13 protein-coding genes are annotated in these 15,212 nt (G+C 54.0%); 4 read left to right on the top strand and 9 right to left on the bottom strand.

Features of this window, described 5'->3' with window-relative positions; all coding sequences use genetic code 11:
- Positions 1-68 precede the first annotated feature (68 nt).
- Positions 69-1,364, bottom strand: coding sequence for a (Fe-S)-binding protein (locus V5G20_RS02895; protein ID WP_031932560.1), 1,296 nt, complete (start codon positions 1,362-1,364; stop codon positions 69-71).
- Positions 1,361-2,773 carry an FAD-binding oxidoreductase gene (locus V5G20_RS02890; protein ID WP_327927115.1) on the bottom strand — a complete coding sequence of 471 codons (1,413 nt, stop codon included), beginning with the start codon at positions 2,771-2,773 and terminating at the stop codon, positions 1,361-1,363. Before V5G20_RS02890 ends, V5G20_RS02895 begins: the two co-directional genes overlap by 4 nt.
- A 463-nt stretch (positions 2,774-3,236) precedes the next feature.
- Between V5G20_RS02890 and V5G20_RS02885 the strand changes: the two genes are divergently transcribed.
- Positions 3,237-3,959, top strand: a complete 723-nt coding sequence (locus V5G20_RS02885) for a FadR/GntR family transcriptional regulator (RefSeq protein ID WP_338463147.1) — start codon at positions 3,237-3,239, stop codon at positions 3,957-3,959.
- A gap of 80 nt (positions 3,960-4,039) precedes the next feature.
- Complete coding sequence (gene mutM, locus V5G20_RS02880; RefSeq protein WP_031932557.1) at positions 4,040-4,849, top strand: bifunctional DNA-formamidopyrimidine glycosylase/DNA-(apurinic or apyrimidinic site) lyase; 810 nt, start codon at positions 4,040-4,042, stop codon at positions 4,847-4,849.
- A gap of 9 nt (positions 4,850-4,858) precedes the next feature.
- On the opposite strand, the gene V5G20_RS02875 is transcribed toward mutM, so the two are convergent.
- Positions 4,859-5,764 (bottom strand): GNAT family N-acetyltransferase, encoded by a 906-nt coding sequence (locus tag V5G20_RS02875; RefSeq protein WP_338463146.1) that lies wholly within the window; start codon positions 5,762-5,764, stop codon positions 4,859-4,861.
- Between the two features lie 238 nt (positions 5,765-6,002).
- The gene (locus V5G20_RS02870; RefSeq protein WP_003388518.1) at positions 6,003-6,398 is read right to left on the bottom strand and encodes a YkvA family protein; all 396 of its coding nucleotides are present in this window, start codon (positions 6,396-6,398) and stop codon (positions 6,003-6,005) included.
- Between the two features lie 344 nt (positions 6,399-6,742).
- Between V5G20_RS02870 and V5G20_RS02865 the strand changes: the two genes are divergently transcribed.
- A complete protein-coding gene (locus V5G20_RS02865; protein WP_003388519.1) occupies positions 6,743-7,387 on the top strand; it encodes a thiamine diphosphokinase in 645 nt (214 codons plus the stop codon).
- Here V5G20_RS02865 and V5G20_RS02860 read toward each other — a convergent pair.
- Both V5G20_RS02860 and V5G20_RS02855 read right to left on the bottom strand, forming a co-directional pair.
- Entirely contained in the window at positions 7,384-7,569 is a 186-nt protein-coding gene (locus tag V5G20_RS02860) for a hypothetical protein (RefSeq protein ID WP_039071046.1), read from the bottom strand. The genes V5G20_RS02865 and V5G20_RS02860 overlap by 4 nt on opposite strands.
- Positions 7,570-8,325: 756 nt before the next feature.
- Positions 8,326-9,033 carry a uracil-DNA glycosylase gene (locus V5G20_RS02855; protein ID WP_122957970.1) on the bottom strand — a complete coding sequence of 236 codons (708 nt, stop codon included), beginning with the start codon at positions 9,031-9,033 and terminating at the stop codon, positions 8,326-8,328.
- A gap of 289 nt (positions 9,034-9,322) precedes the next feature.
- Here V5G20_RS02855 and V5G20_RS02850 point away from each other — a divergent pair, with 289 nt between their 5' ends.
- Positions 9,323-9,841: a stalk domain-containing protein gene (locus tag V5G20_RS02850; protein WP_003388522.1), complete on the top strand. Its 519-nt coding sequence runs from the start codon at positions 9,323-9,325 to the stop codon at positions 9,839-9,841.
- A gap of 255 nt (positions 9,842-10,096) precedes the next feature.
- Here V5G20_RS02850 and V5G20_RS02845 read toward each other — a convergent pair whose 3' ends face one another.
- The 3 genes from V5G20_RS02845 to V5G20_RS02835 all read right to left on the bottom strand — a co-directional run bounded on the left by V5G20_RS02845 (position 10,097) and on the right by V5G20_RS02835 (position 15,211).
- Positions 10,097-11,563: a sigma-54 interaction domain-containing protein gene (locus V5G20_RS02845; protein ID WP_003388523.1), complete on the bottom strand. Its 1,467-nt coding sequence runs from the start codon at positions 11,561-11,563 to the stop codon at positions 10,097-10,099.
- A 33-nt stretch (positions 11,564-11,596) separates the two neighbouring features.
- Positions 11,597-12,805, bottom strand: a complete 1,209-nt coding sequence (locus tag V5G20_RS02840) for a trans-sulfuration enzyme family protein (protein ID WP_031932553.1) — start codon at positions 12,803-12,805, stop codon at positions 11,597-11,599.
- A gap of 687 nt (positions 12,806-13,492) precedes the next feature.
- Positions 13,493-15,211, bottom strand: coding sequence for a GMC family oxidoreductase (locus V5G20_RS02835; RefSeq protein WP_031932551.1), 1,719 nt, complete (start codon positions 15,209-15,211; stop codon positions 13,493-13,495).
- Position 15,212: the final 1 nt, after the last annotated feature.

Below are 15,212 nucleotides of genomic sequence, written 5' to 3'. Positions count from 1 at the left end.
TATGAAACGGCTCGCATTTGTCTGTTTCTTGGCAATTGGCGGCCTGCGGAGGAACCAATTGATCAGCCTTACAATGCCCGGGCCAGCAAATCCATGATGTGGACCGCTTCCATCTGCCCCTCCAGCCCTGCGCGCATGATGCCTTTTTTCATTTGCAGGAGACAGCCGGGATTGGATGTGACGATTACGCGGGCCTTTGTTTCCTTTACATGCTCCATCTTGCCGTCGAGAATTTGCATCGACATGTCGAAGTTGGTGATGTTGTAAATTCCCGCGGAGCCGCAGCAGCTGTCCGCACCGGTCATTTCAATCAGCTCGACGCCGGGGATGCTCCTCAGTAGCTGGCGCGGCTGGTTGCGAACGCCCTGTCCGTGAGCCAGGTGACAGGAATCCTGATAGGTGACACGGACGTTGAGCGGCTTGGAAAAGGTCAGCGGCGGCAGCTCGGCCAAAAGCTCGTTTGCGTCTCTCACCTTGGAGACAAACGCCATGGCCCGCTCCTTCCACTCGGGATCGTCGTGGAACCAGTGGTGGTACTCCTTCAACGCCGCGCCGCAGCCGCCTGCGTTGTTGACGACGAAGTCCACTCCGGCCCGCTCGAACGCTTCCATGTTGCGCTTGGCAAGCTCGACTGCCCCTTCCTTTTCTCCCGCATGAGCGTGCAGCGCCCCGCAGCATACCTGGTTTTCCACGAAAACGACCTCACAGCCCGCTTTTGTCAAAAGCCTTGCCGTCGCCTGATTCGTCTCGAAAAACATCACGTCCATGATGCAGCCCGTAAACATCCCGATCTTCAGGGCGGCCTTTCCTTCCGCTTTCATTACTTTTTCCCGCTGCTTGCGCTCCCTCGGGGAAGCGATTTTGTCGACCGCTTGCTGCATCTCTGCAAGCTCCCGCGGCAGAATGTTGATCAGCCCGGTCTTGTTGGCCATTGTTTGGAGTCCTGCGCTTTGAGCTGCCCATAGAGCCGTACCCAAGGCTTGCATCCGCTCCGGATAAGGAAATACCTTGTCGAACACGAGCTGGCGAAGAAAAGGCGGTGTGGCTTCGCTTTTTTTGTTGTCCTCGACTACTTCCCGCGCCGTTTCCACGAGACTGCCGTAAGGGACCCCCGCCGGACAAGCCGTCTCGCACGCACGGCAGCCAAGACAGGCGTACATGTTTTTCTCGAATTCCGGGTCTACGGAAAGCTGGCTGGTGGCAACGCCTTTCATGAGAGCGATGCGCCCGCGGGGGCTGTGCGATTCAAGGCCCGTTTCCCGGTAGGTCGGACAGGCCGGCAAGCAAAAACCGCAGTGCATGCAGTTCATGATCTCGTCCATGTTGAATTTCGACAGCAGCTCCTGACTGGTCGTCTTGCTCATCGTTTCACCACCACTCTGCGCCGGCCGCTGCTTGCGAACATTTTGCCGGGATTCATGATGTTGTTCGGGTCAAAAGCGGCTTTGATCCGCTTCATCAGCTCGATGCCGCCCGCACCTACTTTCAGGTCGAGGTAGTTCCTCTTGGCCATCCCTACGCCGTGCTCCCCGGTTATTGTTCCGCCCAGGCGAATCGCGGCGTGAAAAATTTCTTCAAACGCCTGCTCTACCCGGTGGATCTCTTCCTTGTCCCGCTCATCGGTCATGCAGGTGGGGTGCAAATTCCCGTCCCCTGCGTGACCGAACGTACAAATCTGCACCTGGTACTTTTCAGCGATTCGCTCCACTTCTTCGACCATCTCGGCCAAACGGGAGCGGGGCACTGTCGCGTCTTCGAGAATCGTGGTAGGACGCAGCCGGGAAAGCGCCGCCAAAGCTGAACGTCGGGCCGCCAGAAGCTTGGCTCCCTCCTCGGCTGTTTGCGCCAATTTGACTTCGGCCGCCCCCTGCTGCCTGGCGATCTCCGCGATCTGTTCCATATCCCGGACGACCAGCTCCTCCGGCCCGTCCTGCTCGATCAAGAGCATCGACTTCATCTCCAAAGGCAGGCCCAGCTTGGCAAAGTCATCGACGACCTTCATCGTGGACTGATCCAAAAACTCGATCGTCGCCGGAATAATCTTGGAGGCAATCACTGTTTCCACTGTCTTGGCTGCGTCGACGAGGTTGGTATAGTAGGCGACCAGCGTCCGCTTCGTCTCCGGCAGGGGAAGCAGCTTTACCGTAATCTCGGTAATGACGCCGAGTGTACCTTCGGAGCCGACCATCAGTCTCGTCATATCATAGCCGGCCACGTCCTTCATGTTTTTTCCGCCGCAGCGAAGCACTTCTCCGGACGGCAGGACGTATTCCAACCCCAGTATGTAGTCCTTGGTGACCCCGTATTTCAGTCCTCTCATCCCGCCTGCGCACTGGGCCATGTTTCCGCCGACAGTGGATATCCGCATACTCCCCGGATCGGGCGGATAAAACAGGCCCTCCGCTTCGACTGCCTGATGCAGGTCGGCAGTCACGACACCGGGTCCCAGCGTTGCCGTCAGGTTTTGCTTGTCGATTTCGTAAATGCGGTTGAACCGGTTCATATTCATGACGATGCCGCCCTCGACAGGGATTGTCCCCCCTGCAAGGTTCGTCCCCGAGCCGCGTGGTATGATCGGTATGCCGTGAACGTTTGCCAGCCTAAGCACAGCCGACACCTCTTCTACGCTGCCCGGCATCACCACCGCATCCGGCATGGCTTGGTGGATGGGCGTCGCGTCATAGGAATACGCGTACAGTTCATTCGGCGTGTCGAGCAAATATTTTTCTCCTACAATCGCTGACAGCTTTTTGCGAATTTCTGTATCCAGCATGTCTAATCCCCCGTTTTAGTGATCAGGTCATCTGATGACTTTTGTCAAATAGTAACGCTTGGCAAGTAGAAACACCAAGTCTCCAGCCGTTGTCCATCAGGCAGCGAACGCCGATACTGCCTGGCTTGCTTCTGAAAAACCCTTGCTACATACCAGTTTATCATATATACCTAAATATTGAATCTATTTTAAAGAATCACAAAGTCAATTTTTGATACTTTGCTCTCGTCTTCACTCATCTGATGACTATACGACTGAATATTCCCAAAATATAGTTTCGAGACAGCTTCCAGCATCCAGCCATGCTCTCCTCGAAAAAAGATGTGACGGAAGCAAACCAACTATACGCGGCTGTGATCTTTTTCCGCATCGACACTGTTTTACTAGACAAACCTGAGGCAGATGCTTCGGGGGTTCCCGTATAGTAAAATGATTTCAGCACAAGGTAAAGGGTGGAAGCACATTGCCAATTCAGCAAATATCCAACAAAAAGATATATGAAGCCGTCACCGACGAGCTAAAGCAAATGATAATGGAGGGGCAGGTAAAGCCCGGGGATAAACTGGATTCCGTGCAGGCTTTGGCGGAAAAATTCCAGGTCGGACGATCTGCGGTCAGAGAAGCATTGAGCGCCCTGCAGGCGATGGGCCTGGTGGATATAAAGCAAGGCGAGGGCACCTTTATCCGCAAGTTTGAAACGTCCAGCCTGACCGCTCCCCTCTCTACCATCCTGATGGGTTCCGAAGACATTCTGGAGCTATTGGAAGTCCGCAAAATCCTGGAGGTCGGGAGTGCCGGTCTGGCTGCGCGAAAATGGGAAGAAGACGACCTGGCTGCGCTCAAACAGGCATTGGATGACATGAGGGCAGGCACCGATTCGGAAGAGGCGAGCGAACAGGCCGACATCGACTTTCACCAGGCGATCGCGCGGGCCAGTCACAACCGGCTGTTGATCGACATGATGAAGACGATCTCCGGAGCCATGACGAAGAGCATGCGGAACACCCGCAAAATGTGGCTGTTTGGCGAGAGGGCGAGCACGGAAAGACTGTACGAGGAACACGTCTTGATCTACATGGCAATCCGCGAACGCGACGCCTTGATGGCGCAGCAGAGAATGCTCCACCATTTGCTGAAAGTCGAGGATGTGCTGCTTAACCGCCTGGAGCTTGGCAACGACGAGTAGCACGCACGCTCTGAGGCAGGACGCAGAAGACAGACGCTTTGAAACAGAACGGGGAAAACAGACTGGAGGGATATACGAAAATGCCGGAGCTGCCGGAAATGGAGACCTATCGCAGACTGCTGCAGGAGCGTTTAACCGGACAGGCGATTACAGATGTCAGCGTGCAGCGGGAGAAAACGATCAATATACCCGCAGCGGCCTTTGAAGAGCATGTGAAAGGCACTGCTTTTTCCACGGTCGAACGCAGAGGAAAGCACATCTTGTTCCGGCTGCAATCGGGCCGTGTTTTGTTGCTGCATCTCATGCTCGGCGGTTTTCTGTACTGGGGGACCGCGGAGGACAAGCTCGACCGGACTGCCCAGGTGACGATCTCAGTGGGACGGCACGTTCTCTACTTTCACGGGCTGCGCCTCGGGTACTTGCATCTGCTGACGCAGGAAGAAGCGGAAAACCGGTTGGCGAAGCTCGGTCCCGAGCCGCTCGACCCCCTGTTTACCGCAGAGCAGTTTACCCGCTTGATACAGAAAAAGCGCGGCGTTCTGAAAGCCGCGCTGGTCGATCAGCATGTGCTTGCCGGCATTGGCAACTGTTATGCCGACGAGCTTTGTCATCACGCAGGGATCTTGCCGCTCCGCCGCATCCCTTCCCTCCAGCCGGAAGAGGAAAAACGGCTGTTTCACTCGCTGCAGGCTGTCCTCCACGATGCCTTGGAGCACGGCGGCTACATGGAAACGCCGTTTTTCCGCGGAGACGGTCTGACGGGCGGCTACAATGAACACTGCCGCGTCTATGATCGCGGAGGCGAGCCGTGCCCCCGTTGCGCTCATCCGATTACACAGGACGTATGGTCATCCCGCAAAGTGTTCTACTGCACAGGCTGTCAGCAATGAAAAAGCCAGTCAGCCTTTTCTCTCCATCTGACGGGTCATGAATACCTGCTCATTGCCTGATGGGGCAAATCCCGCTTCCTCCAGTACCCGAAGAACCGTTTCCTGTGAGGCCGGGAAATTAAAGGTTCCCCTACGGCACGTATAGTCAAGCGGCCCGTAGGCATGGGCGAGCGCAAAACGAACGATGTCCTCCGCATCCGCTCGGTCAGGGTGATATGCACACTGACGCAAGGTGATCGCAGCCAGCTTTCCTTCCTCGTCGAAGGTCCGTTTGTACAAGGCGTAGCCAAGCGTCTCGCCCAGGGCATCCTCCACAAATACAGCCTCACCGTCGCGGAGGCTTTGCCACTGATTCTGCCAGGGAATGCTCGCCGGGTAAAAGGAAAGCGAAGCGGACTCCTGCGGAATTCCCCTGCGAATCTGGTACGGAAGCGAGGCCGGATCGCCGAACGGATGCGCGCTGGCAAACGCTTCATTATGCTGCCAGAACAAGAGCTTGTCAACCACTTCATAGCCTAGCTGCCGGTACAGCGAGATCGCCTTGTCGTTTTGACTGACTGCCTCCAAAGTGGCCAGCTCCACCTCCGCTTCCCGGTACAGGGCAAGTGTGGCTTCCATCAAGCTTTTGCCCAAGCCCTGACGCCGGTACTCTGTCGCTACTCCGGTGCCGCCGTTCCAGGCCACCTTTTTTCCGCCAATCGTTCTCACACCGCTCGCCACAACCCCCACCGGCGCTCCGTCTGCAAAGGCAACGACGGAAAGGGAAGCAGCATACCCTTCGGTTCCCAGCCTTTGAATCATGTTTTCCACCGTCATATTGACAGGGAAAAAGTACCCCTCAAATCCTCTGTTCCAGGCCTCGGTAATTTCAGACAACGTACACTCCGGAAAACGCTTGATGGAAATCGTGGACACGGGTAATCACTCTCCGTCTTTTTTATAAAAAGCTCGACTTCACCCATCCTTCGGCGAGATTTGCATGGATGCAGGAAGCAAGGAGTGGAATGGTCTTGGTTCGATAAAAAATTTTTAATCAATAAATTCGCAAGATTCAATCGTTTTGTTTTGGTTTCGATCATCCTGGCCATATCGCTTCACTCGAAAAGAAAACCTCTTGTTTACGTGGCTGAAGAAGGAAGAAAGCTGTGTCAGCCTACTCTTCCTTCTTGCTGTTCAGCTTCTCATCGATCTCGGAAAGTTCGTCCAGCACTTCCGTCCCGAACCAATCCGTCAGCTTGCCGCGGGCCTTTCCTTTGACATCGTCGTCAATATAGACAGCGACCATGAGCAAGGCTCCGATCAGCGTTGTCAGGTCATCTCCATATCCCACGACCGGCGTAATATCCGGCACCACATCCAACGGAGTGATGAAGTAGCCCAACGCCCCTAATATGACCGTTTTCGCCCACGCAGGCGTTTTGGGATTTTGCAGGGCGTAATAGAGCAGCAGCGCTACGTAAACTACTTTTCCTCCCGCTTTTTTGGCGAACTTCTTCACTTTGTCCCAAAAGGATTCTTCCGTGTACACCTTCGTATAATTATCGGACATGCTCTCGCCTCCAATAGTCATCTATCTTGGATAGTAAAAGTATCGTAGTACGTTTCCGGCATAGAAAGCAAGCGGGAGGTAGTACCTGTATTGCTTGAGTGCTTGCAGTGTTTGCAGTGTTTGCAGTGTTTGCAGTGTTTGCAGTGTTTGCAGTGTTTGCATTGCCTGCATTGCCTGCATTGCCTGTATTGCCTGTATTGCTTACAGTAACTGCAATGTCTGCCCCTCCTGTCTCTTAACCGCACCTGCATGGTAAGATAAAGAAAGATGCTGTCAGGCTTGGCCGCTCAACAAATCAGCCTTTTCCTTTGACAGCCGCGAATCCACGTAAATGAGGGAACATCATGGAGAAATCGTCCAAAATCATACTGTTTGCAGGAGGAAATCTGGGCAGTTGGGCTTTGGAAGAAATAGACGAGGATGCCTTTTTGGTCGGAGTCGACCGAGGAGCGTTATTTTTGATACAAAACGAGAGACGTCCCCATCTGTCCATCGGGGACTTCGACTCGGTCACACCCGATGAGCGGGAGATCATCTGCCAAAACAGCGAGGAAATGCGTTCCTGCGACCCGGTCATGAAGGACTTGACTGATACGGAGATGGGCCTTCTCTGGGCGCTGGAGCAGCAGCCGGCTGAGATCGTTCTCGTCGGAGCGTTGGGCTCCCGGTTCGACCATACGCTTGCCAATGTTCACTTGCTGTCAAAAGGGCTGAAGGCTGGCGTGCCCTGCCGGATCGTGGACGAAAAAAACGAGATCATGCTCGTCACCGACCGAATCACCCTGCGGAAAAGCCGGTATTCCCACGTCTCCCTGCTGCCGCTCACAGAGACGGTCAGCGGAATCACCCTATCCGGCTTTCAGTACCCGCTGGACAAGGCGACTCTGCGGATGGGCGACACGCTGGGCATAAGCAACGTACTGGTTTCGGAAACCGGAACGGTTTCGATCGAGGCCGGTTGCCTGATTGTGATTCAGAGCATGGATTAGACAGTGAATCTCTCTGGCTGCGGGGAGAAGCTTTTTTCTACTTTCAAAAAGCGGCTGCGGTGGAGAGAAGCCTGTTTCCACTCTCCGCTCCGGTCTTCGTCCCGCAAAGAAGCTGGGACTGTCCGCTCCGCAATGCTCCCGAGGGAATCGCAAAACGACGCGCAGCTGCGAAGTGTATTCATAGGTTGCGATTCTGCTTCCTCGGGATCATTGCGGAGCTGGGCCGGACTTCGCTAGTCGCTCCGACTGGAAACAGGCTTCTCTGGCGAGCGGGATTTGCTTCTCCCAGCTTTAAAGAGCATGTGGGATCGTTCAAAGGTGTCTAAGGTTCACCTGTCAGTAGGTTGGCTTCTAATTGACTACGGATTTCGAGCAAAAAGTCATGACCACAACTCTGGCTAAAAACCTCCGCAAGCATTTATCAGCAACTGACTTCATGTTGTTTAAGGCCCACGACAAGCCTGATCTCAGCAATCTGACGGATGTTCATTTATACGAGCTTCCTTGCAAACCAGCCTCTCTAAAAACAGTTCGGGCGTATGTCCGAACGGTTTTTTACGAGAAAACCAACAGATGTAGAGATGAAAAAGGAGAAAACCGCGAAGGTCTTTGGGACACCTCCCAGGCGGAATGGAAAAAGCAAAACACGCTTTTAGCGTCCAACTCTGAAACGCTCCTTCGAGCAGTCTGCTTTTGGACGCGGTTTTGCTTTTGGAATGGAGCCGGCCAGTCCAGCCCCCTCGCAGTGGCCCACCGAACCTTGAGCTGTTTTCTCCTTTTTCATCTCCTCCACTAGAGCCGGTCCAACCACAAAAAAAGAAAAGCGACTGCGTTTGAAGAGAAGCCTGTTACCGCTCCCCGCTCCGGCCTACGTCCTCCAGAGGAACGGTGCCTACCTGCATACTCACATCATTCATGGCTCGCTCATTTTCTAAAGCTTACGACCGAGCCGCAGTCGCCTCTTCCAGCTCCGCCTGCAACGGAAGCTGCCAATCGATCTCCTGCATTCCCTGCGAACGCAAAAACTGGTTGGTCCGCGAAAAGGGGCGGCTGCCAAAGAAGCCGCGATTGGCCGAAAACGGGCTTGGATGCGGAGACGCAATGATGAAATGCTTGTTCGTATCAATAAATGACGCCTTTTCCTGCGCATGCCGTCCCCACAGAATAAACACCAGCGGCGTTTCCCGGTCGTTCAAAGCGGCGATCACCCGGTCCGTAAAAATTTCCCAGCCTTTGCCTTTATGAGAGTTGGGATTTCCCCCTCGCACCGTCAACACCGTGTTGAGCAGCAGCACGCCTTGCTTGGCCCAATTGACCAAATACCCGTGCTGCGGGATCGTACAGCCCAAGTCGCTTTGAAGCTCCTTGTAAATATTTTGCAAGGACGGCGGCGTCGCTACCCCCGGCTTGACAGAAAAACTGAGTCCATGTGCCTGACCAGGACCGTGATACGGGTCCTGGCCGAGGATGACGACCTTGGCTTCCCGATATGGTGTGAGGTGAAGCGCATTGAATATATCGTACATGTCAGGATAGATTGCCTGACTCTGGTATTCTGTTTTCAGAAATTCACGAAGCTGGATGTAGTATGGCTTTTCAAACTCGTCCGCCAATATCTCAGCCCAATCGTTCCGCAAAATAGACATGCTAGACACCTGCCTTTTCTCAGTAAAGCTTTCCCTCTATCATACCTTCTTCTCATTTGCTAGAAAAGAGACCGGGAAATCATCCCGCCATCAGACGGGCCTTCTTTCCTTGCCTGCCCGGGAAAACCATCCCCCTGCTAGGACCAACGCAGAGGGAACAGAATGCCTTTTTCCCGGTTTCTGGGCGTTCGCTCCTATGACCCTTGCTTGATAGCTTGGTCCTATGTTTTTTGTCATAATATCCCTTGGAATTCATTCATAGAAATAGAGATGGGAAAGAGGGTTTTTCATGAAGTGGGATGTGAAGTCATTTGTTGGGGGAATTGTCGTGGGATCAGCACTGTTCTCCGGACTGGCCTTGGCTGCACCAGCGTACCCGGATTCAAGCGAGATCAACAAGACGCCGTTCACCTATTATTTTGACGGAGTGCCAAAATCACCAGCGATGGACGTACAAGGAATATTGTACAAAAATTCAGTCTATGTACCCATCCGTTTTGTCGCGGAAAATCTCGGCAAGTCAGTCATTTACGACGGAAAAACCAAATCGATCTATCTCGGCAAGCTTCCTGCCGGGAAAATGTATTCCAAAATGGAAGCTGTCGAGCTGGTCAAAAAGAAATTCGCGGGCAGCCTGACACCGCAGCATATCGTCGAATACGATCATGACGACGAAAAAGGGCACTACGTCATCCAGATATACCAGACCGTAGTGAACAACTTCCAGTCCGGCGACAGCTACACGAGCACGTATGGATGGTTTGTCGTCAATCCGAATACGGGTGAAATTCGTTCATTGCTTCAATAGCGACAGCATTCATTTTCACGTTTGGCCAAAGTCGCCTTCTGTCCGTTTATTTGGCGCTTGGCAGGCAAACCATGCAATGTCGCAGGAGTTTGTACCGGTCTTTTATTGACATAATCCACCATTCATGCAGAAAGCAGCGGCCCCAAAAGGGACGCTGCTTTTTTGCGACCCCAAGGCTGCTTTTCCCGGGGCTGGCGCTCGTAGAATAGGCCAAGACTGAGGTGACTGACAAGCATACACTCCGCCGAACCACAGTCAAATCAGCCTGTGCTTCTCCAGCTTTCGGTAAAGCGTGGACAGGCTGATTTGCAGCTCCTCCGCAATCCTCGTCTTGTCGCCCCCCCATTTGGGCGAGCGAAAATACTGCTGCAAAATATCTCGCTCATACATGGCTACCATATCCTCCAGGCTTCCGCTGGCCGCCTCGCCTCCCGTCTGTTCAGATACTGCCGGCAGCTCAAGCTGCGCCAGGTATTCCGGCAAGTCGCCAGCTCCGATCACCGTATCCTCGGCCATATTGACCATGTATTCGATCGCGTTCTCCAGTTGTCTGATGTTTCCCGGCCAATCATAGCCTTTCAACCGTTCCATCACGTCCAGATCGACCTCTATTCGACCTTTTTGCAGGAGGGCTCCATACTTGTTCAAAAAATGGTGAATGTAGAGCGGAATGTCCGCCCGCCGCTCCCGAAGAGGCTGCAGCCGAAGCGGAATGACGTTTAGCCGGTAGTACAAATCCTCCCGAAACGCACCTTCCCTCACCATGCTTTCCAAATCCCGATGTGTCGCCGCGATGACCCGCACGTCCACAGCGACAGGCTTGACGCTGCCTACGCGGTCCACCGTCCGCTCTTGCAGCACGCGAAGCAGCTTGGGCTGGAGCGAAAGCGGAATATCTCCGACCTCGTCAAGAAAAATCGTGCCCTTGTGCGCCAGCTCGAATTTCCCCGGCTTTCCCTCTCGTCTCGAACCGGTAAAAGCTCCTCCCTCGTAGCCAAACAGCTCGCTCTCCAGGAGGGTTTCCGGAATCGCCGCGCAGTTTACAGCTATAAATGGATGCGCAGCGCGGTTGCCTTCGCTGTGAATCGCACGCGCCAACAGCTCCTTGCCCGTCCCGCTTTCACCGCGAATCAGCACTGTAGAGAGGCTGTCTTTCACCTTTTTCGCTTTGCGGATGACCTCCTGCAAGCCGGTTTCCGCTCCGATCAGCTGGGCGAAATAGACGGCCTGGGCAGGGTCATAGGGCAATTCCTCCTGGATATTGCAGCCTTGTCTGCGCTCTTCCTCCAGCTCCAGCAGCTTGTGCACGATCAGAGCACTGGTATGGTGCAAAAACGTCATCAGCTTTTCCGAATGCTGCAGCATCTTCTCTTTTTGCTCGGGCAAAAAACCGATGAGGCCGATCACACCGACGGTCTTTTCCCGTTTGTGAACCGGAAACCCGATCGTCGCGAGCTCCCTGCACTGCAGCAGAAACTTGCAGTTCATGCACTGGGATTCGTTCTTCTTCATGTCGTAAATGATACCCGGCTGCCCGGTCTGCAAAATCATCCGAAAAAACGAACCTTCCGGGGCTGGCAAACCGATCAGGTCCCGGTAATCTCCGGTTCCGCTGACCCGGATGCCCTGTTCATCCAGAATAGTGACATCAAGCCCCAGCACCTCCGCAATATTATCCGCGTACCCCTGAATAAATGTGCGGATGCGAGAAAATTCCGTCATGCCCCGACCTCCCTGCCATTTCCCGGTCAAACGTTACACGCCGGCAGACACGTGATTCGCAAGCGGCCGAAGCGCCTGCTCCAGATCTTCGATAATGTCCGACACATCCTCCAGGCCCGTAGACAGCCGGATCAACCCTTCCGTAATATGAAAGGCTTCCCTCTCCTCTGGCGGTATGGAAAAATGCGTCATGGACGCTGGATGCTGAACCAGTGTTTCCGGATCTCCCAAGCTAAACGATATCATAGCCAGGCGCAGTCCGTTAATGAAAGATTTTGCTGCTTCGTATCCGCCCCTTACTTCAAACGAAACAATTCCGCCCATCCCGCTCATCTGCCTTTTCGCCAGCTCGTGCTGCGGATGCGAGGCAAGACCCGGATAATACACCCGTTCGATCGCCGGATGCGCCTCCAGATACCGGGCAATCGCCTCCGCGCTCTGGCAGTGTTGGCGAATCCGCAAGCCCAGCGTCTTGAGCCCGCGCAAAATCAAAAAGGCATCCCAGGCGTTCAAATTTTGGCCCAGATCACCCATGATATTTTTCCGAATAAACCGGATCACATCCTGTTTGCCAACGATGAAGCCAGCGATCACATCGCCATGGCCGTTTAGATACTTGGTCGCGCTGTGTACGACCACATCGGCCCCCAGTTCCAGAGGCTTTTGCAGGTACGGCGTCATGAACGTATTGTCGACAATGACCGTAAGTCCGTGCTCGTGGGCCAGTCGGGAAAGCTCCCGGAGATCCAGGACTGTCAGACATGGATTGGAAGGCGTCTCCAGATAAAGCACCCGCGTGTTCGGCTTGATCGCCTGTTTCACAGCAGCGAGCTTGGTACAATCGACAAAATCGACCTCAATCCCGTAGCGTGGAGCAAGCGAAGTCAAAAATTTATGGCTGCCGCCGTACACATCCTTGGTACATACGACGTGGTCACCCTGCTTCAAAAAAGCGAGCAAAGCCCCGGAGATCGCCGCCATGCCGCTGCTGACGCCCAAAGCCGCCTCGCCATTCTCCAACGCGGCGATCTTCATCTCCAAAGAAGCAATCGTAGGGTTGCCGTAGCGTCCATAGTACGTTCCCTCCCTCTCCCCGGATACCACCGCAGCCGCGGCATCCGCATCGGAAAACGCATAAGCCACCGCCGGTACAACTGCCGGAGCTACCGCCCCCGTCTTATCGCAAGGCTGATGCCCGGCATGAATCAACGCTGTATCCATCTTCCATTTTTTTGCGTCCATGATGCTTCTTCCTCTCACTGTTCGTTTGCCTTTTACTTTTGCAAGGATTGTGCCAATTCTGCAATTAACTTAAATACCGAAACTAAGCGTTCCAAAACCGCCTTATTTTCCTTACCAACACGGTGTTTTTCCCTATTGGAGAAAAAGGCCGGAAACCGACCCGCAAATTTCCCCAACAAATCTACACCCGTTTTTTCGCATTTTCGCTAAACGTTTTAGCAAAACTGACAATTAGTGTGGAGAATGGACTTTGAAAGTGAAGAATGAAGGCTCGGGTGTCTGACTGACTACTGCGTACTCGAGCGTTTGAGTGGGCGCTGCGACCAACCGATAAAACCTAAAAGCTGTAGAGATGAAAACGGAGAAAAACGCGAAGGTCTTTGGGACACCAACCCAGGCTCCATTCCAAAAGCGAAACACGCTTTCAGCGTCCAACCTCTGAGATACCCCCTGAAACCGCTGCTTTTGGACGCGGTTTCGCTTTTGGAATGGAGCCGGACAGTCAATCCCGAGCAAGTGTCCCACCGAACCTGTAGCGTTTTTCTCCGTTTTCATCTCCTTCACGAAAGTCAGGCCCAGGTACGCTAGAGTCCGCCCCAGATGCGTATCATCAAGAAAAAAGAAGGAAGCGCCCAAGACGCCCCCTTCTTCAAACAGCCAGGTCCCTCCATCGAAAGACCAAACCACCTACACAAGCAGCCCTCCGTTGCCTTTCGCGTACTTCGCAATCCCCTCTGCCGCCCGGTAAGCAAGCGCCCCCACAGTATCTGTCGGGTTGTAACCACTGTTGTGGGGGAAAGCCGACGCACCGACTACAAACAAATTCTCCACATCCCACATCTGCAAGTAGTTATTCACGGCAGAAGTGTCAGGCGAGGCACCCATGATAACTCCACCCGTATTGTGAGTGGACTGATACGGGGTAATGTCGTATGGGCCAAGCTCGCGCCTCACATCGATATGGGTCGCTCCCATTTCCTTTAAAATTTGTCCACACTTGTCCGCCGTGAAGGCAGCCAATTGACGGTCCTGCTCTTCAAAGTCAAAGGTAATGCGCATCAACGGATCGCCGAAGACGTCCCGATATGTCGGGTCAAGATCGAGGAAGTGGTGCCTGAAGGGCATGGACGCCCCCTGGGCTCCGACTCCGAGGGCCCTGTTGAAATACTTGAGCGAAGCTGCCTTATATTCCTTGCCCCAGTTCGGCGTACCTGAAGGAACCGGGTTGTTGGCGATCGGACGCTGTCCGGTCTGCGAAAGGCTGATGCTCGCTCCGTGCAGGAACTTCAGATCGGAGTGATCAAAGTTGTCCCCGTTGTAATCGTCCAGCGTCATGCCGAGAGAGCCTGCTCCTGCGTACAGGTTAAACTCCTTCTCTTCAAAGAAGCCTGTCGCTCCCCCGCGGATTACCTGATACGCATAGTTCTTCCCGATTACTCCTCTTCCGGTAGCCGGATCGTACGGACGGCCCAGCTTGGACAAGAGCAAAAGACGGGCGTTGTTGAACACGTAGCTGGTCAACACGACAATGTCCGCCGGCTGTTCGAATTCCTCTCCGGTCGTCACGTCTGTGTAGAGAACACCTGTCGCCTTGTTGCCGGTATGTAAAATTCTCCGTACATGGGAATGCGTCCGGATCTCAAACTTGCCCGTCTTTTTCGCCACAGGAATCACGGTTACGACCGGGTCGGCTTTGGCTCCGTACTCACAGCCAAACCGCTCGCAATATCCGCAATATTGGCAGGCGGCCCGCGATACTCCATCCGGGTTCGTATACTGCTGCGACAAGTTGGCCGAAGGCATCATGTAGGGGTGAAGCTTCAGCTTTTTAGCCGCTTCGGCAAACATTTTCATGGCCGGTGTCTGCTTCATCGGCGGTGTGGGGTATGGACTTGATCGTTTTCCGGCCAGCGGATTTTCCTCACCGGAGATCCCGCAGAGTTTTTCAAAACGGTCGTAGTACGGCTCCAACTGATCATAGGTGATGCCCCAATCCTGGATGGTCATGCCTTCGGGAATTTTCTTCTCGCCGTACCGCTCAATCGTCTTGCTGCGAATCTCGAAATCATACGGCAAAAAGCGGAAGGTCTGTCCATTCCAGTGGACACCGGCACCGCCCAATCCCGTCCCCAGCAAGAAGGAACCGTAGCTCCGCATCGGCAGCGCTCTGATCCTCGTATTGCTTCGGAAAGTAATCGTTTCTTTGGATAAATCCTGCATCAGCTCGTAGCGGAGAGCGTAGCGCAGCTCGTCGTGGACCATGAAATAGTCCTCCGTTTTTCGCTCTTTCCCTCGCTCCAAACCTACTACAGTCATGCCTTGCTTCGTCAATTCCGAGGCGATGATTCCTCCGCCCCAACCAACTCCGACAATCACGACATCTACCTTGGGCAGTCTTCTGGGCATG

This window comes from Brevibacillus borstelensis, assembly GCF_036700025.1.
Classification (GTDB): Bacteria; Bacillota; Bacilli; order Brevibacillales; family Brevibacillaceae; genus Brevibacillus; species Brevibacillus borstelensis.
Note: the sequence above shows the minus strand (reverse complement) of the source record. Positions and strands in the feature narration are given on the sequence as shown.

Coding starts and splice junctions, on each gene's coding strand:
- V5G20_RS02895 (WP_031932560.1), bottom strand. CDS start 1,364: ATGAGCAAGACGACCAGTCAGGAGCTGCTGTCGAAATTCAACATGGAC.
- V5G20_RS02890 (WP_327927115.1), bottom strand. CDS start 2,773: ATGCTGGATACAGAAATTCGCAAAAAGCTGTCAGCGATTGTAGGAGAA.
- mutM (WP_031932557.1), top strand. CDS start 4,040: ATGCCGGAGCTGCCGGAAATGGAGACCTATCGCAGACTGCTGCAGGAG.
- V5G20_RS02870 (WP_003388518.1), bottom strand. CDS start 6,398: ATGTCCGATAATTATACGAAGGTGTACACGGAAGAATCCTTTTGGGAC.
- V5G20_RS02865 (WP_003388519.1), top strand. CDS start 6,743: ATGGAGAAATCGTCCAAAATCATACTGTTTGCAGGAGGAAATCTGGGC.
- V5G20_RS02860 (WP_039071046.1), bottom strand. CDS start 7,569: ATGAATACACTTCGCAGCTGCGCGTCGTTTTGCGATTCCCTCGGGAGC.
- V5G20_RS02855 (WP_122957970.1), bottom strand. CDS start 9,033: ATGTCTATTTTGCGGAACGATTGGGCTGAGATATTGGCGGACGAGTTT.
- V5G20_RS02850 (WP_003388522.1), top strand. CDS start 9,323: ATGAAGTGGGATGTGAAGTCATTTGTTGGGGGAATTGTCGTGGGATCA.
- V5G20_RS02845 (WP_003388523.1), bottom strand. CDS start 11,563: ATGACGGAATTTTCTCGCATCCGCACATTTATTCAGGGGTACGCGGAT.
- V5G20_RS02840 (WP_031932553.1), bottom strand. CDS start 12,805: ATGGACGCAAAAAAATGGAAGATGGATACAGCGTTGATTCATGCCGGG.
- V5G20_RS02835 (WP_031932551.1), bottom strand. CDS start 15,211: ATGCCCAGAAGACTGCCCAAGGTAGATGTCGTGATTGTCGGAGTTGGT.